Source organism: Aromatoleum buckelii (assembly GCF_012910785.2).
GTDB classification, from domain to species: Bacteria; Pseudomonadota; Gammaproteobacteria; order Burkholderiales; family Rhodocyclaceae; genus Aromatoleum; species Aromatoleum buckelii.
The window spans coordinates 846150-871890 of record NZ_WTVH02000010.1 but is presented as its reverse complement, the minus strand read 5'-3'; the positions used below and the strand labels follow the sequence as shown (position 1 = coordinate 871890).

Below are 25741 nucleotides of genomic sequence, written 5' to 3'. Positions count from 1 at the left end.
ACTTTACCGCTCGATGCCCGGGGCGAAAGCGTTCCGGGGTAAAGGACAAACCGGTTCTGCCCGGGTGACCCGGCGACCATCATCGGCGGTTGGCGCTTCGAGCGCCACCCGGCATCGATTCGCGACGCTGGAACCGAAAGACCTGAGCATCATTCCACGCCCTGGCCCAGCATCCTGCCGTTGACGACCATACCGTACAGGTTCACGCCGTCGTTCGCGTGGTACTTGTCGCGCGTCTTTTCGACCGACCCGTCGATCAGCCTGGGGTCCTGCGGCCGCTCGTGACTGTTCATGAACGCCGCGACATGCCAGGCGTCCTCGTCCGACAGCGTGCCCCCCTTGCCCAGCGGCATGTTCTCCTTGATGAACGCCGCGGCAGTATTGATCCGGTGCATCCCGGCTCCCCAGTTGAACGAGTCCGCCCCCCACAGCGGGGGGAATACGTAGTTTTCGCCCGCTTTTTGCCCCTCGCCATCGGCGCCATGGCATATCGCGCACTGGTCCGCGTAGATCCGCTCGCCCTTCGCGAGATCGAAGCCGCCTGCCGGCGGCGGCACTTCGGGATAGGCGCGGCCGGGCAGCTCCTGTCCGGTCGGGGCCCCCATCGCGAGCCAGTACGAATATGCAGTAAGCGCAGCGATGACGCGGCTTTCGGCTTCGGGCGCCTTGCCGTTCATGCTGAACTGGAAACAGCCTTGCAGGCGCTCGGTGTAGCTGTTGACCCTGTCGTTTTTCTTGCGATACGCCGGGTACATCGTGTAGGCGGCCCACAGCGGCGCGGAGTTCGCCCTTCGCCCCTGTTCGAGGTGGCAGTTGCCGCAGCTGAGCCCGTTGCCGACGTACTCCGGCGCGCGGTTCTTCGTATCGACGAAGATCGCGCGCCCTTCTTGCACCAGCTTGCCAAAAGCGTTGTCCGGGATTTCCCTTTCCAACGGCGGCCTGAAATAGCGCCCGCTCGCGGGTGAGTCCGGGCGAGTGAGAATCTGCGACTGGTCTTCCGCGATTTCGGCCCCCTGAGCCGCGAAGGAGGCAAAGCCGAAGGCGCTGAGCAGCACTGCCGTACACGATATCTTCATGTCTGCGCTCCTATTTCTTCAGGCCCGCGAAGTATTTCGACACCGCCTCGATCTCGTCTGCTGTCAGGCTGCGCCCGATATGACCCATGAGATCGTTCGGATCGTTCGTGCGCGTGCCCTGTTGCCAAGCTATCAGCTGGGCGGCGAGGTACTGCGCGGGCTGGCCGGCGAGCGGCGGAAAGACTTCGCCCACCCCTCGTCCGCCCGGCCCGTGGCAGGCCACGCATTCCGGGATGTTGCGATCCCACGCGCCGCGCAGCGCCAGCGTTTCTCCCAGCTCCTGCACCTCGGCCCCCTTGCCGACCGGTGCCACCTCGGGATAAGCCTGGGCGGTGAGCATCGCGGCGAGCGTATCGATCTCTTCGCGTGTCAGCGCCGAAGCAATCGGCTGCATGATCGGATTCGCCCGAGCGCCGGAAGCAAAGTCGGCGAGCTGTTTCTTGATGTAGTCGGCGGGCAAGCCCGCGAGCCGCGGAAAGCCGCCGGCTTCCATACCCTCTCCCTGCGCGCCGTGGCAGCTTGCACATGCAACGGCTGCGGGATTTGCGCCGCCACGACTGTAGACGTCGGCCGGAGCCTGCGCGTGCACCGCGCAAACGAGGAAAATCCCGGCAATAGGCCCGTATCTGAGAATCATGAACGCCTCCGCGCAGTTCCGATCGAGCCATGACGGCCGTCACTTCACCGACAACCGCTGTCACCGAAAAGTGCCCTCGCGCCGCCGCATAGTCGCGGCATGCGGATCCTTACAGCGGGAAAGGTTAGTCGGGCGAATATCTCCGCCGCGGCCCACAGCATTATTCCCGGTCGCTGCGGCCCATGCTGATTGTCGCGCTGCATCGAGCAGCATCCGCTCGACCATGATGACGAGTTCCTTGCGCCGCGCGGTCAGGCCGAGCATGGGCTTGTTCTTGCGAGCGCAGTGGCTTCAATCCTGTTGCCCGTCGCCGCGCGGCTGCCCGCCGAGCCGGTCGACTACAATCTGCGCCTCGCGGCGCGGGCTCCTGCCGCAAGTTCAGATCCTTCCGACGCCGATGACACAGATTCTTCCCGAATGGGCCCTTCCCTGGCTCGCAACGATCACCCTCGGCCTGCAGATCATTCTGATCTTCGTCGGCGCCGGCGCGCTGCGCATGCTGGTGAAACGCCTGATCCGGCGGATCGGCGAGCGCTACAGCCTGCCGGCGGAAATGGTCATCGGCGCACGCAGGGGGAGCACGTTCCTCATCTACTCCGGCGCGCTGCTGCTGATCCTCGACCGCCTCGGCGTATCGGCCACCGTCCTGTGGACCGCCCTGACCGGATTCGCCGCCGTCGCAGCGGTGGCCTTCTTCGCCGCGTGGAGCGTGCTGTCGAACATCTTCTGCACGCTGCTGATCCTCACCGTCCGGCCGTTTCGCCTCTTCGATGAGATCGAGCTGTTGGAAAACGGCGAAAAACCCGGACTCAAAGGCCGCGTGATCGATATCAACCTGATCTACACGACATTGCAAGAGACCTCCGCCGAGCAGGCCGAAACGGTGCTGCGAGTGCCGAACAGCCTCTTCTTCCAGCGCACCATTCGCTGCTGGGGGCGGGAATCGGGGTCGAGATGATTGCGCCATGCTTCATCCCAGGGGGTAATCCCCCCGGATTTAGGGGCGCTCGGAAGTAGAGCTACGCGGCCATAGCCAGCCGCTGTTTTGGAGTGATGCCGCCCAAGGCCATGTTTGGGCGGTCGTGATTGTAGTTGTACATCCACTGCGTGGCGAAGAGCTGGACCTCGTCGAGGTCCGACCAGTAATACTGCGATAGCCACTCGTAACGCACCGTGCGGTTGAAGCGCTCGACGTAAGCGTTCTGCGCGGGCTTTCCCGGCTGAATGTAATCCATCCGGATCTGCCGCTGCTCGGCCCAGCGCTGAACCAGGCCACTGATGTTCTCCGGGCCGTTGTCGCAACGAATCGCCACGGGTTTGCCGCGCCACTCGATGATCTGCTCCAGAGCCCGAATCACGCGCTCGGCTGGCAACGAGAAGTCGATCTCGATGCCCAAGGCTTCGCGATTGAAGTCGTCGATCACGTTGAACAGGCGCAAGCAGCGACCGTCTTCGAGCTGATCATGCATGAAATCCATCGACCAGACTTGGTTGATCGCTGTCGGCACCGCCAACGCTTCCGGCTTCTCCCTGACGAGCCGCTTGCGGGGTTTGATCCGCAGATTGAGTTCGAGCTCCCGGTAAATTCGATAGATCCGTTTATGGTTCCAGGCGAAGCCCTTCACGTTGCGCAGATACAGGTAGCACAACCCGAAGCCCCAGTTGCGATGGTTGTCGGTCAGCCTCATCAGCCAGTCGGCGATTTCCTGGTTCTCGCTGTTTCGCTTGGCCTCGTAGCGATAGCAGGTTTCGCTCACTTGGAAGATATCGCAGGCCAAGCGGATCGGGATGCCGCGTCGCGCAACCACTTCCTTGGCCATCTCACGCCTACGAGATGGCCGCGTTACTTTTTTGCCATCGCCTCCTTGAGGATGTCCGCCTTCAGTCGCTCTTCGGCGTACATCTTCTTCAGCCGGGCATTCTGGGCTTCCAGCTCCTTCATCCGGGCCATCATGGAGGTATCCATGCCGCCGAATTTCGCCCGCCACTTATAGAACGTCGCCGAGCTGATGCCCAACTCCCGGCATAGCTCCGGCACCGACAGCCCGCCCTCCACGCGCTTGAGTGCCTCGATGATCTGGCTGTCCGAAAACCTCGATTTCTTCATCTTGTAGAACTCCCTCACTTCGAGAAAATTCTACTTCTGACGGCCCTTATCTGGCGGGGGGATTACCAGGGCACTAACCGCTGTTTTTCTCCGTTGATCGGCGAGCGGGCCGTCGAGTGGCATCGGCAAAGGCGGTGCCCCTGATAGAAGCGTTTTTCTTTGTGGTTCTGGATGCTGGGTGCAAGAAAAAAGCGCCTCGAAAGGCGCTTGATTCCTGATGCAGTGGCGGAGAGTGAGGGACACTCCGCACGAAGGCATGAAAGCCCAGTAAACACGCCAGTTATAGGCTTATAGACCGTATGATGTGGTAAGAACAGGTGGTAACTTGATATGGTAATATCACCTCTCCGCCACTCCTTCAGAGCCTCCCGCGATGCCCAACATCGAACGTCGAAACAACACTTGGTATGCCACTCTCCACGTACCTTCAGATGTCCGCGAGAAGCTCGGGAAGTCGAAGTTCTTCCAGACCTTGAAGACATCCCACAAGGCTACTGCTGAGAGTCGAGCATCAGTTCTGGTTGCCCGATGGAAGACTGAGATTACTCAAGCTCGGGGAGGAGCTTCGGACCCCTTCATCGAGGAAGCCTTGGTATGGCGCCGGGAGCTTCAACACAACCCTGACCCCGAAGTAGTTCATAGCTTGATGCTGGAGCATGCTGAGGAGGTTGTAGAGCCTTCCAAGGGTCTCGCTGCTGCCAGAGCTTTCGTATCCATCGCCATCGGTCAGTATCGTCCCTTGTCACAGATCATCCCCGAATGGAAAGCGAGCCAGCAGCATTTAGCAGCGAAGACCGTTGATCAGATGGTGAAGGACGTAGGCCGGATGGTTCAGCAGTTCCCGACCATCGAGGGGATCAACAGGAAGTCCGTTCGTGAGTGGCTCGACGGTTTGAGCAAAGGCGATAAGCCGCTCTCTCCCTCCTCCATCACCCGTATCGTCGGCTTCTGCCGGAACTTCTGGCGTTACCTGCAGGAGACTCAGGAAGTCCCTGAAGACGAAGACACGCCGTTCGTGGTCCCCTCCTTCGCCAAGGTTTCCAAGCGCAACGGGACCAAGAAGGGCTGGATACCATTCCATCCATCCGACGTGGTGCGACTCCACGCTGAAGCCACCAAGAACGATCAGCCTCTAGCCGACTTGATCCTCCTCGGTGCCTACACCGGGGCACGGATCGAGGAACTGTGTTCCCTCAAGTTGGCTGACGTTGGAGCGGATTACCTCCGTATCACTGATGCAAAGACCGAAGCGGGTAACCGAACTGTCCCGATCCACTCAGCCTTGGTCGAGACTGTCGAGAGACTGAAGAAGACGCGGAAGGCGAATCCGGAGACTGGAAGCGATGACGGCTACCTGCTATCGGGCCTGACGTTCAACAAATACGGTGACCGATCCAACGCAATCGGAAAGCGGTTCGGGAGACTGAAGGATGAACTCGGCTACGGGGAGCAGCAAGTCTTCCACTCGATCAGGAAGACCGTTGTGACCATGTTGGAGAACGCGGGCGTATCGGAGAACCTCACGGCGGATATCGTCGGGCACGACAAGCCACGGATTACCTACGGTCTGTACTCGGGCGGAGCGTCGCTGGAAGTGATGCGGGAGGCCATCGAGCGCATTCGGTACCCTCTGGGCACCAGCAATGCCACCTCCTAGCGAACTGCACACCCCTGTGCATTTTGCACACCCAGATATGCAGAAATCCCGCCTTATGGTTGCACAGGGGACCACCGCAGACCCCTCAACCCCGTCCGCAGTCCGCCGCCTCAAGTGCTCCTCAGTCTCTGCGGTCATGAGATATAGTCAAGACTGGTGTATGACCAGATCCTGATAGAAGGGCTTGATGAGGCGGCGTGCCTCTGCTGAGAATTGAGTTGTCGAGACCAAATTTTCAGCAACCACGGAGGCGCGCCTTGAAGAAGGATACGAGTGAGCAGTCGGTTGAGCAATCGGAAGTGGGGCTGTCGCTGGAGGAGCTGATCCGGCGCGGCGCGCGGGATCTCATCGAGCGGGCGATTGAAGTGGAGGTGCAGCAGTTGTTGGCCGAGTACGAGAACGTGCGGATGCTGGGCGGGAGCCGAGCGGTGGTCAGAAATGGCTACCTGCCGGCACGCGAGGTGCTCACGGCGGTCGGCAACGTCGAGGTGCGGGTACCCAAGGTGCGTGACCGCTCGGGCGCTGGGGTGAAGTTCAATTCCGCCTTGGTGCCGCCGTATGTTCGCCGCTCGGCGCGGGTGTCGGCGGCGTTGCCGTGGCTGTACCTGAAGGGCATCTCGACGGGCGACATGCGCGAGGCGCTCACCGTGCTGCTCGGCGATGAGGCCAAGGGCCTCTCCCCCAACGTGGTGAGCCGCCTGAAGGCCGAGTGGGCGAGCGACTACGCCGGCTGGATGAAGCGGGATTTGTCCGGCAGCCGCTACGTCTATTGGTGGGCCGACGGCGTGCACACCAGCCTGCGCGGCGAGGACGATGCCCGCCAGTGTCTGCTGGTCGTCATCGGCGTGCGGCTCGACGGCACCAAGGAACTGGTCACGATCGGCGACGGGCACCGCGAATCGAAGGCGTCCTGGCTCGAGTTGCTGCGCGACCTCAAGGCTCGTGGCCTCGAAGTCGGTCCGCGCCTGGCAGTAGGCGACGGGGCGCTGGGCTTCTGGGGGGCGCTCGACGAGCTCTACCCCGAAACCCGCCGGCAGCGCTGCTGGGTGCACAAGAGCGCCAACGTGCTCAACGCGCTGCCCAAGAGCCTGCAGGCCAAGGCGAAGGCGCAGCTCCACGAGATCTGGATGGCCCCGACGCGCGCCGCGGCCGTGAGCGCCTTCGAGCGCTTCGTCGAGAGCTACCAGGCGAAGTACCCGAAGGCGGCCGACAAGCTCGTCAGGGATCGCGACGCGCTGCTCGCCTTCTACGACTTCCCGGCCGAGCACTGGATTCACCTGCGCACGACCAACCCGATCGAGTCGACTTTCGCCACCGTGCGTCACCGCACTACCCGCACGAAGAACTGCGTGTCGCGCTCGAGCTTCCTCGGTCTCGCCTTCAAGCTCGTGCAGGAAGCCGAGAAATCCTGGCGGCGGATTCGCGGCGTTGAGCGCATTGCCGAACTGATGGGCGGCGTCGTCTTCAAGGACGGCGAACCCGTGAAAGACGAAGAGCACGAACAGCAGCGGCTCGCCGCCTGATCAGCCATGCCGGACGGGTCCATACACCAGAATTGACTTTAGCTCTGCGGTCATCCCCTGCCTCCATAAGTGGGTCTCAGGATGATGACGAAAAAAATACCCCACCACAGAGGCGGGGCTAAACACTTCGTCAGGGGCTGGGATTAGTCATCATCCCACCGGCCTTCTTCTTTGGGCATCTGCCACATCTGCTTGAAGAGATTCAGGTCATATCGCTCAAGGGCATCCCAGAACATGTGCGGCTTGTTCGAGAGAGTCCGCCCGAAGGTCTTCGCCAGTTTCTCCACGATCTCGGTCACCTTCTCGTCGTGCATTTCCTCGGTGTAAGGCTGTGCCTCCAGTCCCTTCGCAGCACACTGGGCCTGCCACCAAGACGCCGGCAGTGGCTCTGAAGGCTTCGCGTCTTTGAGCGACGTACGGACCCGGCGCATTGTCGCTATCAGTCCATCGCTGACACCTGCATTGAGACGCTGCTCCTTCTTGGTCCCGATCCCCAGCATTACCAGCCGCCATGCTGCTTCCCTCCGCTCCCGGGGGGTCATCGGAAGCTTGGTACGAGAGTTCGCTCGCAGGGCTTCCGCATACGCTTCTGTGAGCGTCCCTTCAAACGCCTTGGCGGGAACGTGACGATCAGGACGAGCGCTCCGGTACGCCTTCAGTCGATGATGACCGTCAATGCAGTACCACGCTGCCCCAGACCACCAAACCGTAATCGGCTCCAAGTCCTCATCACTGCGGAGGCCTTGTAGCGCCTTTGTCAGTTCGGCTTCGTGGTACAGAGACTGCCCGCTGCCGCGCTCCCTGTGCTGGAACACGCTCTCGCGAATCTGAATGTCCTTCACAGGGAGAATGTCCCCGGGAACCTCCATCGGCTGTCTCTGCTGGCTCTCCTCGATTAGTCGTCCGAAGAACTGCGCGTGCTGTTCAGTGACGTTCGCTACGGTCATGGCTGGGAACTGCTCCCTCTACGTTGGCGGTCATGCTCTGGTGCTGCTTCACGATGATGCTCAGGACTTCGTTGTTCGTGAGACGAACCCCGTGCCGGGCCTCGTAGGCTCGCTGGAACTGCTTCAGGTGGTCGAACACCGACACCGGCAAGGCGAACTGCCGGAAAACTGCCTTCTCATGCTGCATGGTCGGTATCCTCCAGCGGGTCGCCAAGGTCGCAGCTGAACTCTTCCAGAGCACTTTCGAGGAACCTGACCCGCCACCGAAGTTCTTCCTGCATATCGGCTAGCCGTCTTACGGTGTCGGTGAGTGAGCCAATAAGTTCGAGTTGTTTCTGGGTGAGGCTTACGAGGTCTTCATACTGCATGGATGCTTCCTTCAAGTTGGTCACCTGCGCATTCCGACGAACGTGACCGCCTGCACCGACGAACGTGACCGGTGGGGTCTGCGCGCGAAGCGTGGTGTTCAGATTCTAACCGCGTCGGTCACGATGATGCTCGATTCGAGGGCTGATGCAGGCTTATCCACAGGCGCCCGCCAGCGCGCCTCATACGCTGGCGGGCGGGCGCCTGTGGGTAAGGCGTCTCGCGCGCACGGCCTCATGCCTTTTCCTTTCTTCTCATCGACTCGCCCTTGAGGGCGAGCTTGTGCGCGGCGTGCACGACGCGATCGAGAATGGCATCGGCGAAGGTCGGGTCGCCCAAGTAGGTGTGCCAGTGCTCGATCGGCAGCTGGCTGGTGATCACGGTCGAACGCGTGCCGACCCGGTCGTCGAGCAGCTCCAGCAGGTCGCTTCGCTCCTGAGCCGACGGCGCGGCCAGGCCCCAATCGTCGATGACGATGAGATCCATGCGCGCGAGCTGCATGAGGCGTCGGCTGAAGCTGCCGTCGGCATGCGCGATGCGCAGCTCCTCGAAGAGCCGCGGCAGACGCACGTAGTAGGCCGCGAGGCCCTGCCGGCACGCCGCGTTGGCGAGCGCGCAGGCGAGCCACGTCTTGCCGCTGCCGGTGGGGCCCGTGATGAGGCAGTTCTGGTGGTGACGAATCCATTGACCGGTGCCGAGCGCGGCGATCTGGCTGCGCTCGAGGCCGCGCCCGGCGCGGTAGTCGACGTCCTCCAGGCACGCGGCAGCGGCTTTGATGCGGGCGGCCTTGAGCAGCCGCTCGATGCGTTTGCCGTCGCGCAGCAGAATCTCGCGATCGATGAGCTGGGCGAAACGCTCCTCGAAGCTGAGCGCGGTGATGGCGGGCTGGGTGAGCTGCTCCTCGAAGGCGCGGGCCATGCCTTCCAGGCGCAGGGTGCGCAGTTGTTGCAGGCTGTGTTGCATCAGCATCGATGTTCTCCGGTGGGTGGAATCAGTGGTAGTAGCGCGCACCGCGCAGGTTCTCGTGAGCGGCCGGTAGCGCAAGCTCGCTTTGCTGCGCAGTGGATGCGGGCAGCGGCGCGCGGTCGAGCCCGCTCTTGAGGATCGAGGCGACGTTGCGGTAACGCATCGCCCCGAGGGTGACGGCGCGGGTCGCCGCGGCTTCGAGGCGTTCGTTGCCGTATTGACGACCGAGGCGCATCAGCCCGAGGCATGCCCGGTAGCCCTGCTCGGGGTGCGGCATGCGTTCGAGTTGGTGGCTGACCACCTGCTCGGTGTGAGGTCCGACCGTGGCGCCCCAGCCGATGAGTTTGCCCGGGGACCACTGGCGGTGCGCCTGATGCGATGCGGGCATGTGTTCGGTGAGCGTGGTGAAAGCCCCGTGCCGGTGGCTTCTCGCATGCACCGCAACGCGACGGCCTGCGGCAAAGCATTCGATGCTGCTCGCGGTGAGGCGCAACTCCACCGGTTGGCCGGCGAGCGCATACGGCACGCTGTAGTAATGCCCGTCGAACTCGACGTGGTAGTCGATGTTGGGCTTGGCCCGTTTCCACTGGGCGAACTGGAACGCGGTGGCGGGCAACGGGCGCAGCGCCGGCCGATCGAGCGTCTCGAACGCTTCGTGGCGCGAGCCTGGCAGGCGCCGGAAGGCACGCGTGTTCAGCGGCTCGAGTAACGCGGCGATCGCCTCGTTCAACTCCCCCAGCGAGAAAAAGCGCCGGTGACGCAGCCGCGCCAGAATCCAGCGCTGCACGATCTGCACGCCGACTTCGACCTTGGCTTTGTCCTGCGGCTTGTAAGGGCGCGCGGGCAGGATCGCCACGCCGTAGTGCGCGGCGAACTCGGCGGTGGTGCGCTGCAGTTGCGGCTCATACCGGTCGGCTTGACCGATGAGCGAGCGCGTATTGTCGGGCACGACGAGCTCGGGCACGCCGCCGATGAAGGCCAGCGCCCGGGCGAGCGAGCCCAGCCAGTCGGCCTGCGACTGCGTCGCCGTGGCGCAGGCGAACGTATAGCTCGAGGCGCCGAGCACCGCGACGAAGATCTGCGCGCGCGAAATCTCGCCCGTGTCGGCGTCGACGATCGGCACCGTGTGGCCCGCGTAATCGATGAAGAGTTTCTCGCCGGCGCGGTGCACTTGGCGCATCGAGCGCTTGAGCGTGCGGGCGAACGCGCGGTACAGGTCGCAAAAGCGCGAGTACTGATAGCTCGGCCCGTCGGCCGTCTGCACGTACTCTTCCCACAGCAACGCCAGCGTGACGTTCTTTCGCTTGAGCCCCTGATGCACCGCCGCCAGATCCGGCGGCACGTAGCCCGCCGTCGCCCCGCGCGGGCGCATCGTCCCTCCGAGCCACCCGCGCAGCTGCGCCTCGTCGGCCGCGGACAATTCGGCCCATGGCCGGCCGCACTCCTCGGCCGCCTTCACATACTTGGCGACCACCCCCTTTGAAATCGACAGCGCGCGGGCAATGCGCTCGTGCGACAGCGCGCAGTCGTATTTGAGCCGTAACAGCTCCCTGATCTTGTGCATGGCAATCCGCTCCGCCGGCATCCCGTCTCCGCGCAAAGCACGCGAGGGTAGCCGGCCTGACAAACGACGTTGCCACGCTTGGCCTCACAAACCCGTTCCGATTTGATCGTGACCATTGATTCCGACATCGTGACCGCCCATTCCGACAACTGGCCGAAATCGGTCACGATCAAATCGGAATCCGCGGTCACGACCCGCGGAATCACCGGTCACACTATTTCGGATTCACCGGTCACGTTGGGTCGGAATCCGCAGTCACCTCCCCGGCGGACGCCGAGAAGAGAAGGGACAAACGGAACGTGTCGCGAAAAACGTGCTGACAAAATCCCGCTTTCTCTTCTCTGGTGGCTCTTTTGACGAACGTCGGCGATCTTGCAGGGATCGTGCAAAACCATCCCGTCCGCTGATTACGTCGTTCGCATAGCCTGATCGGACAAAGCGAACTGCTCGTTTCGCTGTACTGAAAAGAAAAAGGGCGATCCGAAGACCGCCCCTTTTGCTTCCCATCCAACTCAGCCGCTTGACTATCGCCTCCCGACTACCCCGGGATTACAGCAGCACACGCTCGCTTCACCGATGCCGTAGAAATCCCGAAGTGTTCCGCGGTGGCCTTGATGCTGGCTTCGTTCTCCAGACGCCACCGAGCCACCGCAGCATCATCGATCACTTTCTCCCGTCCAAGGTTTTTCCCTTCTGCCCGGCTCCGCTCTATCCCTGCCATCTGCCGTGCCTTGATGTTCTCCCGCTCCAGTTCCGCCACAGCGGCAAGCATGGTGAGCATCAGTTTCCCAGCAGGGGTCGCAAGGTCGAACCCTTCCCGCATGGACACCACGGACACGCCTTTCGCCTTCAGAGCTTCCACAGTGGATAGAACATCAATCGTGTTCCTTCCTAGCCGATCAATGGCAACAACAACAACCGTATCCCCCTCCCGGACATAGGCCAGCAGGGAGGCCATAGCAGGACGCTGGCCGGCTGGAATCGCACCGGACATCCCATCGTCACTGAACCATTTCGCAACCTTGTAGCGGGCTTCTATGGCCCTTCTCTGGTTCTCCGTGGTCTGATCGTCAGTGCTGACTCGGACGTAGGCGATGGTGGCGGACATGCTCTGCTCCTCTGGCTCAAATGGTATGGATCAGAGTGTAAAGATGGATCAGAACAAAATCAACAGCAATGATCCATACCGCAGGGGATCGCTGCAGAATGGCTCACAGGGCGTACCTTCTGATCCAACTCTCATGTCCGCTATCGCCGGTCTCGCTCGGTCGTCGGTGGGTAGGTGTTACCACCCCTGTAGTGACCTGAGATACGCAACTGTGGAGAGGCACGACAGCTCATCATCGACAGGGGGCAGTGCTTCAGTGGAGAAGTCTGTGTGTCATCGGATGACATGAGGCTCTGACCGCTGTAGAGGCCGAAGGGGACCACGGGGGACTCTTGCAGCCTGCCGAAGTCAGGAGACCTCAGAGAAATTTGCGGTGAAACTATTGACGGTCCCTTCTCACATCTCGCACTTGATGAACGTTACGTCCTGCTCCCGCAGCAAGTCCACGTATGCGTCATCAGGGGAGACCACGACCAACTTTCCCCGGAAGGCAGTTCGGTATAACTGAAGTTGCCGCATCAGCTCTCCAACCGTCGGAAGTTTCACCTTCGCTTCGATGAGGACTAGCGGCCCTTCCCGCCACGTGACTCCAATCCCGCCGTGATCGTCACTCTCTGAAATCAGCAGCATCGCACAGGCATAGCTGCTTCAGAGCATGCGGCAGCTGGAAAGGTGAACGAGTTCATCCTCCGCTTACGCTCGCATCAGCGCCGGTTACCTCCTGTTGCATTCCTTGCAAGTATGGAAATACGATAGGCCAGTTTGACCGGCCAACGAGGGAGCCATGGAATTTATTGATAAGCTGAAGGGACTTGCCGAGAAGATCCGCCAGCAAGCCAGCGCGATCCAAACAGAGGAGGCCACCAAGAACGCCTTCGTGATGCCCTTCATCAGTTCGGTACTCGGATACGACGTCTTCGACCCGACCGAAGTGATTCCCGAGTACGTGTGCGACGTGGGCACGAAGAAGGGCGAGAAGATCGACTATGCGATCCTGAAGAACGGCGAGATCCAGATACTTGTCGAGTGCAAGAAGATCGGCGAGCCGCTGAACATCAGTCATGCGGGACAGTTGTTCCGGTACTTCCATGTCACGAGCGCGAGAATCTCAATCCTCACGAACGGACAGGTTTACAAGTTCTTCACGGATCTTGACGCGCCCAACAAGATGGACGAGAAGCCGTTCCTTGAGCTGGACCTTCTCGACATCGATGAACACTCGGTCCCTGAACTTCTCAAGCTGACCAAGTCTGCCTTCGACGTCGAGTCGATCCTCAGTGCTGCGGGGGAGCTGAAGTACGTCAGCCAGATCAAAAAGCTCATCGGCTCCCAGTTCACTTCGCCGGAGGACGACTTCATTCGGTTCGTCGCCGCCCGCGTGTACGAAGGTGCGATCACCCAGAAGGTGCGTGAACAGTTCGCTATCCTCACCCGGAAGGCCACCGTTCAGTTCCTGAGCGATCAAGTGAACGAGCGGCTCAAGTCCGCCATCAGCACCGGAGCGGTGGCGGGCACACCGACTCAGACGCATACCCCGGAAGAAACCAGCAAGGAGACCGCGCCTAACGATGCGGACAAGGTAGCTACCACGCTGGAAGAACTCGAAGGGTTCCACATCGTCAAGGCGATTGTTCGCTCGGTACTAGACGCGAAGCGAATCGTAATGCGCGACACACAGAGTTACTGCGGGGTCTTGGCGGACGACAACAACCGGAAACCGATCTGTCGGCTGCACTTCAACCGCAGCCAGAAGTACCTGGGGCTGTTCGATGAGGCGAAGAATGAGACCCGGCACCCAGTAAGCTGCCTCGACGACATCTATCAGTTTTCCGAGCAGTTGAAGACGGCAGCCGCCTATTACGCTTAGGCGAGGGTGGGCGAGGGGCGGTCGAAAATGATGTCCCCGCCCTACCCCCGCAACCTCGCGGAGGTTCGTCGAAGCATCCATGATGCGGACCGATAGGCAGGAATCCCGGTCCCGACGAAGCGGACAACTACTCATAACCGGGCTACCACCGGGGAGGTGGTAAGAGGATGTGGTATATAAGGGAAGAGCCACATTCTCTAAGTCTTTGTTTCGACTAGAAAATGTGGCCCTAACGTGGTACTGGCGGAGAGTGAGGGATTCGAACCCTCGATGCGAGTTTTAGCCCGCATGCTCCCTTAGCAGGGGAGTGCCTTCGACCTCTCGGCCAACTCTCCAACCTTTAGAGGCCGTGATCATAACGATTCTGCGGCCACCGGTCAAACTTCGGCAGCAATTCAGGCGGATTCGAGACCGAAAGCCTTGTGCAGCACGCGCACGGCGAGTTCGAGGTACTTCTCCTCGATGACCACCGAGATCTTGATCTCGGACGTCGAGATCATCTGGATGTTGATGCCCTCTTCGGCGAGCGTACGGAACATTTTCGATGCGACGCCCGGATGCGAGCGCATGCCGACGCCGACGACCGACACCTTGGCCATCGTCTTGTCGGCCTCGATCGCGCGGGCGCCGATGTGGGCCCTGACGGTTTCGAGCACCTTGACTGTCTTGTCGAGCTCGCCGCGCGGGATCGTGAACGAGAAGTCCGTCGTGCCGTCATGGCCGATGTTCTGGATGATCATGTCGACGTCGATGTTGGCGTCGGCGACCGGACCGAGGATCTGGTACGCGATGCCGGGCTTGTCGGGCACACCGAGCACCGTGAGCTTGGCCTCGTCGCGCGTGAAGGCGATGCCGGAGATGACGGGTTGTTCCATGTTCTGATCTTCCTCAACTGTGATGAGCGTGCCCTCGCCTTCCTCCTGGAAGCTCGACAGGACGCGCAACTTGACCTTGTACTTGCCGGCGAATTCGACCGAGCGGATCTGCAGGACCTTCGAGCCGAGGCTCGCGAGTTCGAGCATTTCCTCGAAGGTGATCGTGTCGAGCTTGCGGGCTTCCGGGACGACGCGCGGGTCGGTCGTATAGACGCCATCGACGTCGGTGTAGATCTGGCACTCGTCGGCCTTCAGCGCGGCAGCGAGCGCCACGCCGGTGGTATCCGAACCGCCGCGGCCGAGCGTCGTGATGTTGCCGTGCTCGTCCACGCCCTGGAAACCCGCAACGACGACGATATTGCCTTCGTCCAGGTCCTTCTTGATCGGAGCTTCGTCGATATTGAGGATCCGTGCCTTGGTGTGGGCGCTGTCGGTGAGGATGCGGACCTGGCCGCCGGTATAGCTCTTCGCCTTGACGCCGATGTCGTGCAGGGCCATGCACAGCAGGCCGATCGTGACCTGCTCGCCGGTCGATACGACGACGTCGAGTTCGCGGGCATCGGGGTGCGTCGCGACCTCCTTGGTCAGCGCGATCAGACGGTTCGTCTCGCCGCTCATCGCCGACACCACCACCACGACCTTGTGCCCCTGCGCCTGGAATTTCGCCACTTTGCGGGCGACGTTCTTGATGCGCTCCGGGTTACCCACGGAAGTGCCGCCGTATTTCTGAACTATCAGTGCCATCGTCGTATCCAAGTGCCTGTGGATAAAGGGAGGAATTCTATCGAATGCGGCGAAAATTTGCAGGCCGGCGTCGTGCCACCTCCCGATCGCACGATTTATTGATTTTGACTAGGTTCGGATGCGCCGGTTTTTTTCATTGTATGTGGAAAGAATAGTGATCTATACTTCGGCTACCCTACAACTTAAGTCGTAGGAACTCGGCTACGTACCGCCTTGTCTTATAAGCGGGCTGGATACCCTACAGAGGATGTGAGCATGAAAAACACCGACACCATCGACGTTCGCGAGATTCGGCGCAAGCTGGGTCTGAACCAATCGCAGTTCTGGTCGAAAATCGGGGTCACGCAGAGCGGCGGCTCGCGCTACGAGAGCGGACGCAACATTCCGCGCCCCGTGCAGGCCCTGCTGCGCCTCGTGCATATCGAGCAGATCGACATCAACAAGGTCAAGAAGGAAGACGTGGAAGTCGCGGAATTCCTGAAGACGTCGAACCCCGAGCTGTACAAGTCGCTAAAGAAGGAAGCGCGTGCCAAGCGCAAGGAACGCACGACGCGCTGACCCGATCGTCACTTCCCGCCGGATCAGGGGCTGATGCGAACCATCAGCCCTTTTTTTCGCACCTTCGCCGCGATCGCCTCGAGCTCGGCCTCATCGAGCGGCGCCAGATGCACGGCCTCGGGCTGCATCGACGGCCGCGCGATTCCATATAGCAGCACGCCGGCAAGACGTTCCGGCCCGGCGCGCATAAGCAACTCGATATAAGCATCGATATCGTCACCCGACGGTGAAGCGCCATCCCAGCGGAACATGCAGGTCTGGACCCACGTCGTGCACAAGCCGGCGCTGACCGCCAGGTTGCGCGCCACGACGTCGGGGTCGAGCGACACGCCGTTGATGCGCTCGATCGACGCCTGCGTTCCCGCATCGACCTTGAACCAGACTTCTCCGCCCGCCTCGCCAAGAAGCCTTAGTCCTTCTCTCACCCTCGCCTGCCCGACCAGGCTGCCGTTCGTGATCAGGCGCAGCGGCCCCTCTCGACCGAGACCGACGGCGTCGCGCAACCGCACGACGAGCGACACCGCTTCCGGGAATGCGGCCGCGCTGGTCGGCTCGCCATTGCCGGAGAACGCGATGTCGCGCACGACGCGCAGGCCTTCCGGGACATGGCGCTCGAGGTAATCGCCTTCGACCAGCGCATGGAGGAAACCCGACAGTTCGGCTTCGAGCAGCGACAGGTCGATCTCGGGCGCCCGCCCCCGCACGAGACCGGGCACTTGGCAATACGCGCAATGCCAGTTGCAGGCGCTGTTCGGATTGAGGTTGATGCCGACGGAAACCCCGCCAGCGCGCCGCGACAGCACCGGGTAAACATAGGTCAGCCCGGCCAGGTCGCGGTCATGGTTGCGTATGGAAAGGGTCTGGTCGCGTGCCGTCATGGGTCGAAGCCGGTGAATGAAAAGGTGCCAAAGGGCGCGCCGGGAAGAGCGTCGGGAAGCGGCTATAATTCGGGCCTGTTTTCCCCGGGATCAATCATGCGCATCACTCGCCGACTGGAATTCGATGCCGGCCACCGGATTCCCGATCACGCCAGCCAGTGCCGCCACCTGCACGGCCATCGCTACGCGATCGAGATCACGCTGTCGGGCGATATCATTAATGCCGCAGGCGAAGCCGTCAACGGCATGGTGATGGATTTCGGCGACGTCAAGCTGATCGCCAAGACGCACGTCGTCGACCGCTGGGATCACGCATTCCTCGTATACCGCGGCGACAGCGCCGTCGTCGATTTCCTCGCGACGATGCCGGCCCACAAAACGGTCGTGCTCGACACCGTGCCGACCGCTGAAAACCTCGCCAGCGAAGCGTTCCGCATCCTCGACTCGTGCTATCGCGACCTCTACGGCAATCACCTGCGACTCGAACGCGTCCGCCTTTATGAAACCCCCAACTGCTGGGCCGACGCGCTGCGCCCTGGCGAGTGAGCCCTTTCCGGTTCCCGCGATGCCCGATCGGCCGGTGTGCCGGGCATCGGAAATCAGGCGGTGTACTGGCGCAAGCGGAACGAAAATTCCTGCAATTGCGCGATGCCGCTCTGCTCGGCGCGCGCGATCCAGTCGTGCAACTGCGTGAGCAACTGCTCGCGGGAAGCCGTCGAACGCGCCCAGATCGCGACGAGATCCCGCCGCATCGAGGCGATCGTCGATAATGCTGCGCTGTCGACAAGCGCGAGCTCGAGCGCGCGCCGGTCGTCCGGCGCGAGATTTCTGTCCTCTCCCGACAGCACCCAGCGGCGCAGCGCCCGCGGGTTGAAGTTCCGGCCGTGGGTCGCGGCGAGCCGCTCGATCTCGTCGCCGCAGAGGCGCTTGAGCGATGCGACATAGCGGGTCATCACGTCGTAGCGGTGTGTGATGATCGCCTGCAGCGTGTCGAGGTCGGGAACATTCTTGGCCTCGCCGAACTTCGGCGACGGAATGACCTTCCGCACTTTCGCGAGGCCGAGCAGCGCGAGCACGCGGATATACATCCAGCCGATGTCGAACTCGTACCACTTCGCCGAAAGCTTGGCCGAAGTCGCGAAACTGTGATGATTGTTGTGCAGCTCCTCGCCGCCGATGAGGATGCCCCACGGCACGAGATTCGTCGCCGCATCGCTGCAAGCGAAGTTGCGATAGCCGACGTAATGCCCGAGTCCGTTAACGACGCCGGCTGCCCAGATCGGTATCCACATCATCTGCACCGCCCAGATCGTCAGCCCGAGCGGGCCGAACAGCACGAGGTCCGCGATCAGCATGATTGAGACGCCGACGATCGAATGCCGGTAGACATGGCGTTCGAGCCAGTCGTCCGGCGTGCCGTGGCCGTAGCGGGCGAGAGTTTCCTTGTTGCCCGCTTCGGCACGATAGAGTTCCGCGCCCTGGAACAGGACCTTCCGAATCCCCAGCACTTGCGGGCTGTGCGGGTCGTCGGCGGTTTCGCACTTGGCGTGGTGCTTGCGGTGCACGGCGGCCCATTCCTTCGTCACCATGCCGGTCGTGAGCCACAGCCAGGCGCGAAAGAAATGACTCGCGATCGGGTGAAGTTCGAGCGCACGGTGCGCCTGATGCCGGTGCAGGAAGATCGTCACCGAGGCAATGGTCACGTGAGTGAGTCCCAGCGCGACGAGAATGTAACCCCACCACGGAAGATCGATAAGTCCTGCAAGCATGTGGAACCCGTTCCTTAGATGTCGATGTCCTCCGAATCATCGCGGAGGAGTGCTGCGCGCGATCTTGCCGCCTTGTCCCCGCGAGTCGCGTCGTCGATCGCATGGTTTGCACCCGAAATCTTGCCCGTTTCCGAAAAAACGACCGAAGGCAGCGGCGACAGCAGCCGCACTTCGCGTTGCGGGAACGGAAACTCGATTCCTTCCGCGCGGAAGCGCTGCCACACCGTGAGGTTGATGTCCGAACTCACGCCGAGCGTGCCTTCCTGGGGGTCAGCAATCCACAGTCCCAAGCGCAAATTGATTCCGCTGTCGGCAAATCCCACCAGAAAGGCGTTCGGAGCCGGTTGGTCGAGCACTCGGGGCTGAGCCTGGGCAATCTCCACGAGGATTGCCATTGCACGCTCGACGTCAGAACCGTAACTCACCTGAAAGTTCAGCGGCACCGCCACCCGGGTGTCGGTGTACGTTTCGTTCTGCACCACCGAACCGACCAGCACCTCGTTCGGCACCAGCGATTCGACGCCGCTGGGCGCACGGATGACGGTGTATCGGGTGTTGATCTGCGTGACGATGCCGCGCTCGGCGCCGACGCTGATCATGTTGCCGATTCGCAGCGAGCGGTCGAGCAGGATGATGAAGCCGGAAACATAGTTCGCAGCGATCTTCTGCAGGCCGAAGCCGAGACCGACACCGAGCGCGCCGCCGAACACCGACAGCGTCGTCAGGTCGATGCCGACCATCGGCAGCGCGACGAGCACTGCCACCAGCACCAGCGCCGCCTTCGCGACGCGCAGCATCACAATGCGCACGTTCTCGTCGAGGCCCGCCGTGGTCGCCAAGCGACGCTCCAGCAGCCCGGCTGCCCAGAGCGCAACGAGCAGCGTCAACAGCACCATCGCGATGCCCTGCAGCAGGGTCCACAGCGAAAGCCGCTGGCTGCCGAGCGTGAACGAAACGGAGTCCAGCCCGCCAATGACCTGCGGCAGCCAGCCGACGATGTGCAGCGCGACGACCGACCACGCGACGGCGGCGAAGATCCGCTCGAAACTCGCGATCCAGCTCGATCGGCCGACGGCCTGCCGCACCGCGAACATGACGAGGCGGATCAGCGCGAGCGAGATCAGCAACGGCACCGCGACATTGAGCAGGCTCACGTTGTGAAACTCGTCCAGCACGGCACGCGCGCCGATGACCAGCACCAGCGCCGCAAGCGGAAACAGCACGCGGCGCAATCCGCTGCGCCCGAATCGGTAAGCCGGGGTGTCGGCGTGGTTGTTGGCCGCGACCCGCAGCAGCGTCGAGCGCGCGAACAGCCATGCGAGCAGCAGGCAGCCGGCGAGCGCCGCAAGCTGCCACAGCACGGCAGGGCTTTGCAGATCACGCCAGGTTTCGGTCAGCAGCAGTGCAAACTGCGAGTCATCACGCACGTTCAGGGCTTCCAGGGCAGACGGGTGACCGGCGTCGCGTCCTCGCGATGGCGACGCCAGTTGTCGAGATAGGCAGCGGCGAGCGGACAGTTGTCACGCAGCACGAGCAAGTTTTCGGCATTGCGCTTGTTCGCCGACCATGTGAAATTGTACGAACCGGTCGCGACCACGCACGACGGTCCGCCCCCGTCGGCGATCAGCACCTTGTTGTGGGCCGCGGCGTAACGCGTCTCCAGCGCGACCGGCACGCCGGCCTCGAGGAGGCTCGGCAGCGCATTGCCTTTGCCGCGCCGGTTCATCTGGGCATCGGCGAGCACCTGGACATGCACGCCGCGCCGGTGAGCCTTAACGAGCGCATCGGCGATCGGACGACTGGTGAATACGTATGCCTGCATATGCAGCGTTTCGCGCGCCGCGCCGATGACGCGCAGCAGCGCCTCCTCGCCGCCGTCCTCAGGCGAGAACACGACTTCGATCGAACCGCGCGCCGGTAGCGTGCGCCCGCCGGACGCGAACGCGAGCGCCGGTGCCGCGAGCGCGACGAGCACCAGCAACACACGGCACAGAGGGTCACGCATCGGCCGGCGCCCGCTCCAGCACCGCGGCGAAGAAGCCGTCGGTATCGTGCTTGCGCGGCGACAGGCGCAGGCGTGCCCCGGTGTCGAGCGCGATGCCCTGCTTCTTCAGCACCTCGGTCGCGTCGACCTCGCGGAACTCCGGGTGCGCCGCGAGGAATGCGTCGACGACGGCATCGTTTTCCTCGACGAGCAGGCTGCAGGTCGCATAGACGAGCCGCCCTGCCGGCTTTACGAGGCGCGCCGCCGATTCCAGGATCGCGCCCTGCTTCGCGATCATTTCCGCGACCGATTCCGGCGTCTGACGCCATTTCAGGTCCGGGTTGCGGCGCAAGGTGCCGAGGCCGCTGCACGGCGCATCGACGAACACCCGGTCGGCCTTGCCGGCGAGGCGCTTGACCTTCGCGTCGCGCTCGTGCGCGATCAGCACCGGATGCACGTTCGACAGGCCGGCGCGCGCGACGCGCGGCTTGAGCTTCGCGAGCCGCTTCTCCGACACGTCGAACGCGTACAGCCGGCCGGTCGAGCGCATCAGCGCCCCGAGCTGCAGCGTCTTGCCGCCGGCGCCGGCGCAGAAATCGACGACCAGCTCGCCACGCTTGGGCTGCACGAGGAAGCCGAGCAGCTGGCTGCCTTCGTCCTGCACTTCGAACGCGCCTTCGAGAAACAGCGGATGCTTCTGCAGCGCGGGCTTGGCGCCGAGGCGGATGCCGTGCGGCGACAACGGACACGGCTTCGCCTCGATGCCGGCGAACTTCAGCTTTTCGAGCACTTCGCCGCGATCGGCCTTCAGCACGTTGACGCGCAGGTCGAGCGGCGCCGGGCGGTTCAGGCTGTGCGCGAGTTCGAGCACCTCCGCTTCGCCGTGCGTGGCGAGCAGCCGCTCGGCGAGCCAGTCGGGCAGGTCGGCGCGCTCGGCGAACGAGCCTTCGTCGAGTTCGCGTGCCTTGATGCCGGAGATCCAGTCGCGCTCGGTCGCCGATGCAAGCCCTTCGAAATGGCGCATCGGCCAGCCTTCGCCGCGCGCGAGCCACGCGAGCAGCAGCGTGCGCGGCCGCACATCCTCGCCTACCAGCCGGCGCAGCCAACGCAGGCGGCGCACGATGCCATACACCGCTTCGGCGATGAAGCCGCGGTCGCGGTGCCCGATTTCGCGGTTCTCGCGGAAGTAGCGCGACAGCACCACGTCAGCCGGGTGTTCGAAAGTGAGCACCGTCCCGAGAACGCGGGCGGCATGGATCAGCAGGCTGCGCGAGGCAGCCTCGTCGTGTTTGGACATCGTCAATCGGTTCTCACTGGTGGTTGGATGCGGCGGCGCGATCGTCCGCCCGCAATTCGATCTTTTCCTGCACTGCGGCAAGCGTCCCGATCGGCCCGGACGAAGCGCCTTTGCCATCGCCGGGACCAACAGGCTTCGCGGCGGGCTTGCCCGCCGGCGCCAGGCGCACTTCCACCGCCTGCTGATCGAGCACGTCGCCCTTGTCGTCGGTGATGCGGATGCGCACCGGCAACGTGCCGTATTCCGGCGCCAGCCACACGTCGATCGAGAGTTTCCCGTTCAGCGCCCGAGTGCGCAGGCGTTGTGTGTCGAGCCTGCCGATCGGCAGCACCAGCCGTTCGGCGCCGACCCGCTCGAGCACCGAAGGCGTCGCCGACTTGCCGCTGACGACCTGGAGTTGATCCGGCAGGGCAGCGGTCTCGGTCAGGCCGATCTGGTGCCACAGGCTCAGCAGGTCCTGGTCGCCGCGCTCGACGGGCGCGGTACGAGTGCGGCTGCCGCGTCGCATCGTCACCTGCGCGGTGTTCCAGTCGAACTCCGCCGTCTCGGGCTTCTTGCCCGACTGCTCGACGCGGAACTGCTCGGGGACGAGCCCTTTCGGGCCGATCCTCCCCTCGCTGCGCTGCTCGTACTGCAGCGAGCGCAGCAGACCCATGACGCCGGTGGTCTTGACCGTCACGCTCATGCGGTAGCGCTTGTCGTCGTGCGTCCAGTCGTGCACCGCCTCGCCGACTTCGAAGCCGCCTTCCCCGTACATCACGCGATAGCGGATGCTGCCGTGCGCAGGCCACGCAGCGACGCCCGGCTTGCGCGGATCGCCGTGCGGCACGGCAGCGGGCTGACCGGGTGCTGCCGAAGGCGCGGCCACCGGCTGCAGCCGGACGGCGGACTGCGCCGGCGCGACGAGAGTTTCAGCCGCGCCGGCCAGCGCGACATGGACCGCCAGGGATACGCCGATCGCGGCGATCAGGAGCCGGTGCCGCATGCTCCGCTCGCGGTGATCGGCGCCGCTTCGAGCGCCGGGACGGTCCACCCGGCGTCGGGCCGTGCTTCGCCCTGCACCGACACCCTGCCCGCGGGGGAAAGCGCCAGGCGGCCTTCGACGAACCAGCGCACGGCCTGCGGATAGATGCGGTGTTCCTGCGCCAGCACCCGCGCGGCGAGAGTTTCCTCGTCGTCGCCGGACAGCACCGGCACGGCCGCCTGGATCACCACTGGGCCGCAATCGAGCGCCGCGGTGACGAAATGCACCGTCGCGCCATGGATGCGGATGCCCGCGTCGAGCGCGCGCCGATGGGTGTGCAGGCCCGGGAATGCGGGCAGCAGCGACGGATGGATGTTGAGCAGGCGGCCTTCGTAATGCCGCACGAAATCGTCGCTCAGCACGCGCATGAAGCCGGCGAGAACGACCAGGTCCGGCCGGTGCACGTCGATCGCTTCGGCCAGCGCCTTGTCGAACGCTTCGCGCGTCGCGAACGCCTTATGATCGACGACGGCCGTCGCGATGCCGCGGGAAGCGGCGAACTCCAGCCCCTTCGCGTCCGGCCGGTTGCTGATCACCGCGCTGATGGTCGCACCGGGGATGGCGGCACGCACGATGGCTTCCATGTTGCTGCCGCGGCCGGAAACGAGAATGACGATCGACTTCATAGGTGGATTCTTGAGGTTTGAATCGGGCGCGCCTTGAACGCGCCGGCGGGAAAAACGGCGGCCCATGCGCTGCAGCGCCGCGAAGCCGGCCGGGACGATGCGGCCGAAGCTTCGCCGGCATGATACCGGAAGGCCGCCGAAGCTTCAGGCCGGCGGGGCAAATGGGTATCCCGGCGCCAGCGGCCGATGCGGGCGCGCGGGCTCGTATAATCGTCGCTCTCCGAGCTTCCCGCCGCCCGCATGTCTGCCCATCGCCCCGCCGCCATCCGACCGCTCGCCGACATCCTCGTCAACCAGATCGCTGCCGGCGAGGTCGTCGAGCGGCCTGCGTCGGTCCTGAAGGAAGTGCTCGAAAACGCCCTCGACGCCGGCGCTCGTGCGATCGACGTGCAGCTCGAACAGGGCGGCGTGCGCCGCATCCGCGTCGCCGACGACGGCTGGGGCATCGAACGCGACGATCTCGCGCTGGCGCTCGAACGCCACGCGACGAGCAAGATCGCGACGCTCGATGATCTCGAACAGGTCGGCACGATGGGCTTTCGCGGCGAAGCGCTCGCGGCGATCGCGGCCGTCGCACGCCTCACGCTGACGAGCCGCGCCGAAGGCAGCGCGCACGCGTGGCGCATCGACGGCACCGACCGCAGCCTCGCGCCGGCCGCGCTGAACCAGGGCACCGTCGTCGACGTCGCCGAGCTTTTCTACAGCACGCCGGCGCGACGCAAATTCCTGAAATCCGAGGCAACCGAGTATGCGCACTGCGACGAGGTGTTCCGCCGCGTCGCACTTGCACGCCCCGACATCGGCCTGCAGCTCGCGCACAACGGCCGCGTCGTCCATCGCCTGCCCACAGGGGATCCGCTGCGGCGTGTCGCGGCACTGATGGGCGACGATTTCCTGCAGCACGCGCGCAGCCTCGATGCCGATGCCGGGCCGCTGCGCCTTGCCGGCTTCGCCGCGCTGCCGGCATATTCCCGCACGAGCCGCGACGCGCAGTACCTGTTCGTCAACGGCCGCTTCGTGCGCGACAAGCTGCTGACGCACGCGGTGCGCCAAGCCTACGCCGACATCCTGCACGGCAGCCGCCATCCGGCCTACGTGCTGTTCCTCGAGCTCGACCCCGCCGGCGTCGACGTCAACGTGCATCCGGCGAAAATCGAGGTGCGCTTCCGCGAGCCGCGAGCTGTCCATCAGTTCGTGTTCCATGCACTGACGCGCAGCCTCGCCGCCTCCGGCGCCGGCATCGACATCACGGGCGGTAATGCCGATGCGGCCAAGGCTGCGACGGAAGCGGAGCCGGCCGATTCCCCCGCGCCGGCACGCGCTGCGAATCCGCTTCGGTATGCAAGCGCTGTCGGGCGCGGCGCACCCCCTGTGCAGGGCCGCCTCGCAATGGAGTCGGCGAGCCGCAGCTATTACGACTTCGCCGCGAGCGCCCGGCCGACGGCCGAAAGCGCCTCGTCCCCGCCCGACGCCAGCGGATTCCGCCCGACGGCCTTCCCCCCGTCCGCAGGCCGCCTGCCGGGCGAGGCCGGCCTGGCCGAAGCGCACCTCCCGGCGGAAGCCACAGGCGCTCCGCTCGGCTACGCAATCGCGCAGCTCCACGGCATCTATGTCCTCGCGCAGAACGCCGCCGGCCTCGTCCTCGTCGACATGCATGCCGCGCACGAGCGCATCCTCTACGAGAAGCTCAAGACGGTGCTCGACGGCCAGCCCGCGGTGCAGCACCTCCTGATCCCGGCGGTGCTGTCGGTCGGCGCGAAGGACATGGCGGCCGCCGAAGAGTGCGCCGAAGTCCTCGCCCGCATGGGCTTCGAAGTCGCACCCGTCGGGCCGGCCGAACTCGCGGTGCGGAGCGTCCCGGCGCTGCTCGCGTCCGCACCGATCGGCGAACTGCTGAGAAAGCTCATCGAGGAGCTGCGCGAATTCCCGGCGTCCGAAGTCGTCACCGCACGACGCAACGAGCTGCTCGCGACGATGGCGTGCCACGGCGCGGTGCGGGCGCACCGCAATCTGACGATCCCGGAGATGAATGCGCTGTTGCGCGACATGGAAGCGACCGAGCGCGCCGACCAGTGCAACCACGGCCGGCCGACCTGGACGCAGCTGACGATGGGCGATCTCGACCGCTTTTTCATGCGCGGGCAATGAGCTGCGCGGCTCGCAGCCGC

The 25741-nt window shown here is 63.7% G+C and carries 24 protein-coding genes and 1 tRNA gene; 7 read left to right on the top strand and 18 right to left on the bottom strand.

Annotated elements, in window-relative coordinates:
* Positions 1 to 149: 149 nt before the first annotated feature.
* A complete protein-coding gene (locus tag GO608_RS14830) occupies positions 150 to 1076 on the bottom strand; it encodes a c-type cytochrome (RefSeq protein ID WP_169198212.1) in 927 nt (308 codons plus the stop codon).
* 10 nt (positions 1077 to 1086) lie between these two features.
* Positions 1087 to 1665, bottom strand: coding sequence for a c-type cytochrome (locus GO608_RS14825; RefSeq protein WP_281505765.1), 579 nt, complete (start codon positions 1663 to 1665; stop codon positions 1087 to 1089).
* Between the two features lie 286 nt (positions 1666 to 1951).
* Between GO608_RS14825 and GO608_RS14820 the strand changes: the two genes are divergently transcribed.
* A complete protein-coding gene (locus GO608_RS14820; RefSeq protein WP_247003168.1) occupies positions 1952 to 2671 on the top strand; it encodes a mechanosensitive ion channel family protein in 720 nt (239 codons plus the stop codon).
* 61 nt (positions 2672 to 2732) lie between these two features.
* Here the strand turns inward: GO608_RS14820 and GO608_RS14815 are convergent.
* Positions 2733 to 3820, bottom strand: a protein-coding gene (locus GO608_RS14815; protein ID WP_169198214.1) for an IS3 family transposase whose coding sequence is annotated in 2 segments (ribosomal slippage) — positions 2733 to 3568 and positions 3568 to 3820 — 1089 coding nt in all. Because the reading frame shifts where the segments join, the coding sequence is not laid out codon by codon here.
* Positions 3821 to 4193: 373 nt separating this feature from the next.
* Between GO608_RS14815 and GO608_RS14810 the strand changes: the two genes are divergently transcribed.
* The gene (locus GO608_RS14810) at positions 4194 to 5477 is read left to right on the top strand and encodes a tyrosine-type recombinase/integrase (RefSeq protein WP_169198215.1); all 1284 of its coding nucleotides are present in this window, start codon (positions 4194 to 4196) and stop codon (positions 5475 to 5477) included.
* A 257-nt stretch (positions 5478 to 5734) separates the two neighbouring features.
* Positions 5735 to 7000 (top strand): IS256-like element ISAzo34 family transposase, encoded by a 1266-nt coding sequence (locus GO608_RS14805; RefSeq protein ID WP_169200659.1) that lies wholly within the window; start codon positions 5735 to 5737, stop codon positions 6998 to 7000.
* A gap of 143 nt (positions 7001 to 7143) precedes the next feature.
* Here the strand turns inward: GO608_RS14805 and GO608_RS14800 are convergent, their stop codons facing one another.
* The 6 genes from GO608_RS14800 to GO608_RS14775 form a co-directional block, all read right to left on the bottom strand.
* Entirely contained in the window at positions 7144 to 7947 is an 804-nt protein-coding gene (locus GO608_RS14800; RefSeq protein ID WP_169200656.1) for a hypothetical protein, read from the bottom strand.
* On the bottom strand, positions 7925 to 8134 hold the full coding sequence (locus GO608_RS14795) for a hypothetical protein (protein WP_169200655.1): 210 nt from the start codon (positions 8132 to 8134) through the stop codon (positions 7925 to 7927). The genes GO608_RS14800 and GO608_RS14795 overlap by 23 nt, the downstream gene beginning before the upstream one ends.
* Positions 8124 to 8315 carry a hypothetical protein gene (locus GO608_RS14790; protein WP_211159660.1) on the bottom strand — a complete coding sequence of 64 codons (192 nt, stop codon included), beginning with the start codon at positions 8313 to 8315 and terminating at the stop codon, positions 8124 to 8126. The genes GO608_RS14795 and GO608_RS14790 overlap by 11 nt, the downstream gene beginning before the upstream one ends.
* Before the next feature lie 232 nt (positions 8316 to 8547).
* A complete protein-coding gene (gene istB / locus GO608_RS14785; RefSeq protein WP_169200633.1) occupies positions 8548 to 9282 on the bottom strand; it encodes an IS21-like element ISAzo4 family helper ATPase IstB in 735 nt (244 codons plus the stop codon).
* A gap of 22 nt (positions 9283 to 9304) precedes the next feature.
* Positions 9305 to 10864: an IS21 family transposase gene (istA, locus tag GO608_RS14780; protein ID WP_169200634.1), complete on the bottom strand. Its 1560-nt coding sequence runs from the start codon at positions 10862 to 10864 to the stop codon at positions 9305 to 9307.
* 517 nt (positions 10865 to 11381) lie between these two features.
* Entirely contained in the window at positions 11382 to 11951 is a 570-nt protein-coding gene (locus tag GO608_RS14775; RefSeq protein ID WP_169200627.1) for a recombinase family protein, read from the bottom strand.
* A gap of 784 nt (positions 11952 to 12735) precedes the next feature.
* Here GO608_RS14775 and GO608_RS14770 point away from each other — a divergent pair.
* Complete coding sequence (locus tag GO608_RS14770) at positions 12736 to 13818, top strand: type I restriction endonuclease (RefSeq protein ID WP_169200628.1); 1083 nt, start codon at positions 12736 to 12738, stop codon at positions 13816 to 13818.
* A 241-nt stretch (positions 13819 to 14059) separates the two neighbouring features.
* Here the strand turns inward: GO608_RS14770 and GO608_RS14765 are convergent.
* Together GO608_RS14765 and GO608_RS14760 are read right to left on the bottom strand one after the other, a co-directional pair.
* Positions 14060 to 14153, bottom strand: a tRNA-Ser gene (locus tag GO608_RS14765).
* A gap of 60 nt (positions 14154 to 14213) precedes the next feature.
* Positions 14214 to 15437 carry an aspartate kinase gene (locus GO608_RS14760; RefSeq protein ID WP_169197768.1) on the bottom strand — a complete coding sequence of 408 codons (1224 nt, stop codon included), beginning with the start codon at positions 15435 to 15437 and terminating at the stop codon, positions 14214 to 14216.
* Between the two features lie 255 nt (positions 15438 to 15692).
* Here GO608_RS14760 and GO608_RS14755 point away from each other — a divergent pair, with 255 nt between their 5' ends.
* On the top strand, positions 15693 to 15995 hold the full coding sequence (locus GO608_RS14755; protein WP_011236189.1) for a helix-turn-helix domain-containing protein: 303 nt from the start codon (positions 15693 to 15695) through the stop codon (positions 15993 to 15995).
* A gap of 23 nt (positions 15996 to 16018) precedes the next feature.
* Here the strand turns inward: GO608_RS14755 and GO608_RS14750 are convergent, their stop codons facing one another.
* Entirely contained in the window at positions 16019 to 16873 is an 855-nt protein-coding gene (locus GO608_RS14750) for a radical SAM protein (protein ID WP_169197767.1), read from the bottom strand.
* A 96-nt stretch (positions 16874 to 16969) separates the two neighbouring features.
* Here GO608_RS14750 and queD point away from each other — a divergent pair, with 96 nt between their 5' ends.
* Positions 16970 to 17419 carry a 6-carboxytetrahydropterin synthase QueD gene (gene queD, locus GO608_RS14745; RefSeq protein WP_169197766.1) on the top strand — a complete coding sequence of 150 codons (450 nt, stop codon included), beginning with the start codon at positions 16970 to 16972 and terminating at the stop codon, positions 17417 to 17419.
* Between the two features lie 53 nt (positions 17420 to 17472).
* On the opposite strand, the gene GO608_RS14740 is transcribed toward queD, so the two are convergent.
* The 6 genes from GO608_RS14740 to purN are packed head-to-tail and all read right to left on the bottom strand — an operon-like array spanning position 17473 to position 23573.
* Positions 17473 to 18642 carry a DesA family fatty acid desaturase gene (locus GO608_RS14740; protein WP_169197765.1) on the bottom strand — a complete coding sequence of 390 codons (1170 nt, stop codon included), beginning with the start codon at positions 18640 to 18642 and terminating at the stop codon, positions 17473 to 17475.
* Positions 18643 to 18656: 14 nt separating this feature from the next.
* Positions 18657 to 20069: a mechanosensitive ion channel family protein gene (locus GO608_RS14735; RefSeq protein ID WP_169197764.1), complete on the bottom strand. Its 1413-nt coding sequence runs from the start codon at positions 20067 to 20069 to the stop codon at positions 18657 to 18659.
* 2 nt (positions 20070 to 20071) lie between these two features.
* The gene (locus GO608_RS14730; protein WP_169197763.1) at positions 20072 to 20647 is read right to left on the bottom strand and encodes a phospholipase D family nuclease; all 576 of its coding nucleotides are present in this window, start codon (positions 20645 to 20647) and stop codon (positions 20072 to 20074) included.
* Complete coding sequence (locus GO608_RS14725; RefSeq protein ID WP_169197762.1) at positions 20640 to 21923, bottom strand: RsmB/NOP family class I SAM-dependent RNA methyltransferase; 1284 nt, start codon at positions 21921 to 21923, stop codon at positions 20640 to 20642. The genes GO608_RS14730 and GO608_RS14725 overlap by 8 nt, the downstream gene beginning before the upstream one ends.
* A gap of 13 nt (positions 21924 to 21936) precedes the next feature.
* Complete coding sequence (locus tag GO608_RS14720; protein WP_169197761.1) at positions 21937 to 22908, bottom strand: DUF3108 domain-containing protein; 972 nt, start codon at positions 22906 to 22908, stop codon at positions 21937 to 21939.
* Entirely contained in the window at positions 22890 to 23573 is a 684-nt protein-coding gene (gene purN, locus GO608_RS14715; RefSeq protein ID WP_169197760.1) for a phosphoribosylglycinamide formyltransferase, read from the bottom strand. The genes GO608_RS14720 and purN overlap by 19 nt, the downstream gene beginning before the upstream one ends.
* Before the next feature lie 240 nt (positions 23574 to 23813).
* On the opposite strand from purN, the gene mutL reads away from it, so the two are divergent.
* Positions 23814 to 25721 (top strand): DNA mismatch repair endonuclease MutL, encoded by a 1908-nt coding sequence (gene mutL, locus GO608_RS14710; protein ID WP_169197759.1) that lies wholly within the window; start codon positions 23814 to 23816, stop codon positions 25719 to 25721.
* Positions 25722 to 25741: the final 20 nt, after the last annotated feature.

Coding starts and splice junctions, on each gene's coding strand:
- GO608_RS14830 (WP_169198212.1), bottom strand. CDS start 1,076: ATGAAGATATCGTGTACGGCAGTGCTGCTCAGCGCCTTCGGCTTTGCC.
- GO608_RS14810 (WP_169198215.1), top strand. CDS start 4,194: ATGCCCAACATCGAACGTCGAAACAACACTTGGTATGCCACTCTCCAC.
- GO608_RS14800 (WP_169200656.1), bottom strand. CDS start 7,947: ATGACCGTAGCGAACGTCACTGAACAGCACGCGCAGTTCTTCGGACGA.
- GO608_RS14795 (WP_169200655.1), bottom strand. CDS start 8,134: ATGCAGCATGAGAAGGCAGTTTTCCGGCAGTTCGCCTTGCCGGTGTCG.
- GO608_RS14790 (WP_211159660.1), bottom strand. CDS start 8,315: ATGCAGTATGAAGACCTCGTAAGCCTCACCCAGAAACAACTCGAACTT.
- istB (WP_169200633.1), bottom strand. CDS start 9,282: ATGCTGATGCAACACAGCCTGCAACAACTGCGCACCCTGCGCCTGGAA.
- istA (WP_169200634.1), bottom strand. CDS start 10,864: ATGCCGGCGGAGCGGATTGCCATGCACAAGATCAGGGAGCTGTTACGG.
- GO608_RS14775 (WP_169200627.1), bottom strand. CDS start 11,951: ATGTCCGCCACCATCGCCTACGTCCGAGTCAGCACTGACGATCAGACC.
- GO608_RS14770 (WP_169200628.1), top strand. CDS start 12,736: ATGGAATTTATTGATAAGCTGAAGGGACTTGCCGAGAAGATCCGCCAG.
- GO608_RS14760 (WP_169197768.1), bottom strand. CDS start 15,437: ATGGCACTGATAGTTCAGAAATACGGCGGCACTTCCGTGGGTAACCCG.
- GO608_RS14755 (WP_011236189.1), top strand. CDS start 15,693: ATGAAAAACACCGACACCATCGACGTTCGCGAGATTCGGCGCAAGCTG.
- GO608_RS14750 (WP_169197767.1), bottom strand. CDS start 16,873: ATGACGGCACGCGACCAGACCCTTTCCATACGCAACCATGACCGCGAC.
- queD (WP_169197766.1), top strand. CDS start 16,970: ATGCGCATCACTCGCCGACTGGAATTCGATGCCGGCCACCGGATTCCC.
- GO608_RS14740 (WP_169197765.1), bottom strand. CDS start 18,642: ATGCTTGCAGGACTTATCGATCTTCCGTGGTGGGGTTACATTCTCGTC.
- GO608_RS14730 (WP_169197763.1), bottom strand. CDS start 20,647: ATGCGTGACCCTCTGTGCCGTGTGTTGCTGGTGCTCGTCGCGCTCGCG.
- GO608_RS14725 (WP_169197762.1), bottom strand. CDS start 21,923: ATGTCCAAACACGACGAGGCTGCCTCGCGCAGCCTGCTGATCCATGCC.
- GO608_RS14720 (WP_169197761.1), bottom strand. CDS start 22,908: ATGCGGCACCGGCTCCTGATCGCCGCGATCGGCGTATCCCTGGCGGTC.
- purN (WP_169197760.1), bottom strand. CDS start 23,573: ATGAAGTCGATCGTCATTCTCGTTTCCGGCCGCGGCAGCAACATGGAA.
- mutL (WP_169197759.1), top strand. CDS start 23,814: ATGTCTGCCCATCGCCCCGCCGCCATCCGACCGCTCGCCGACATCCTC.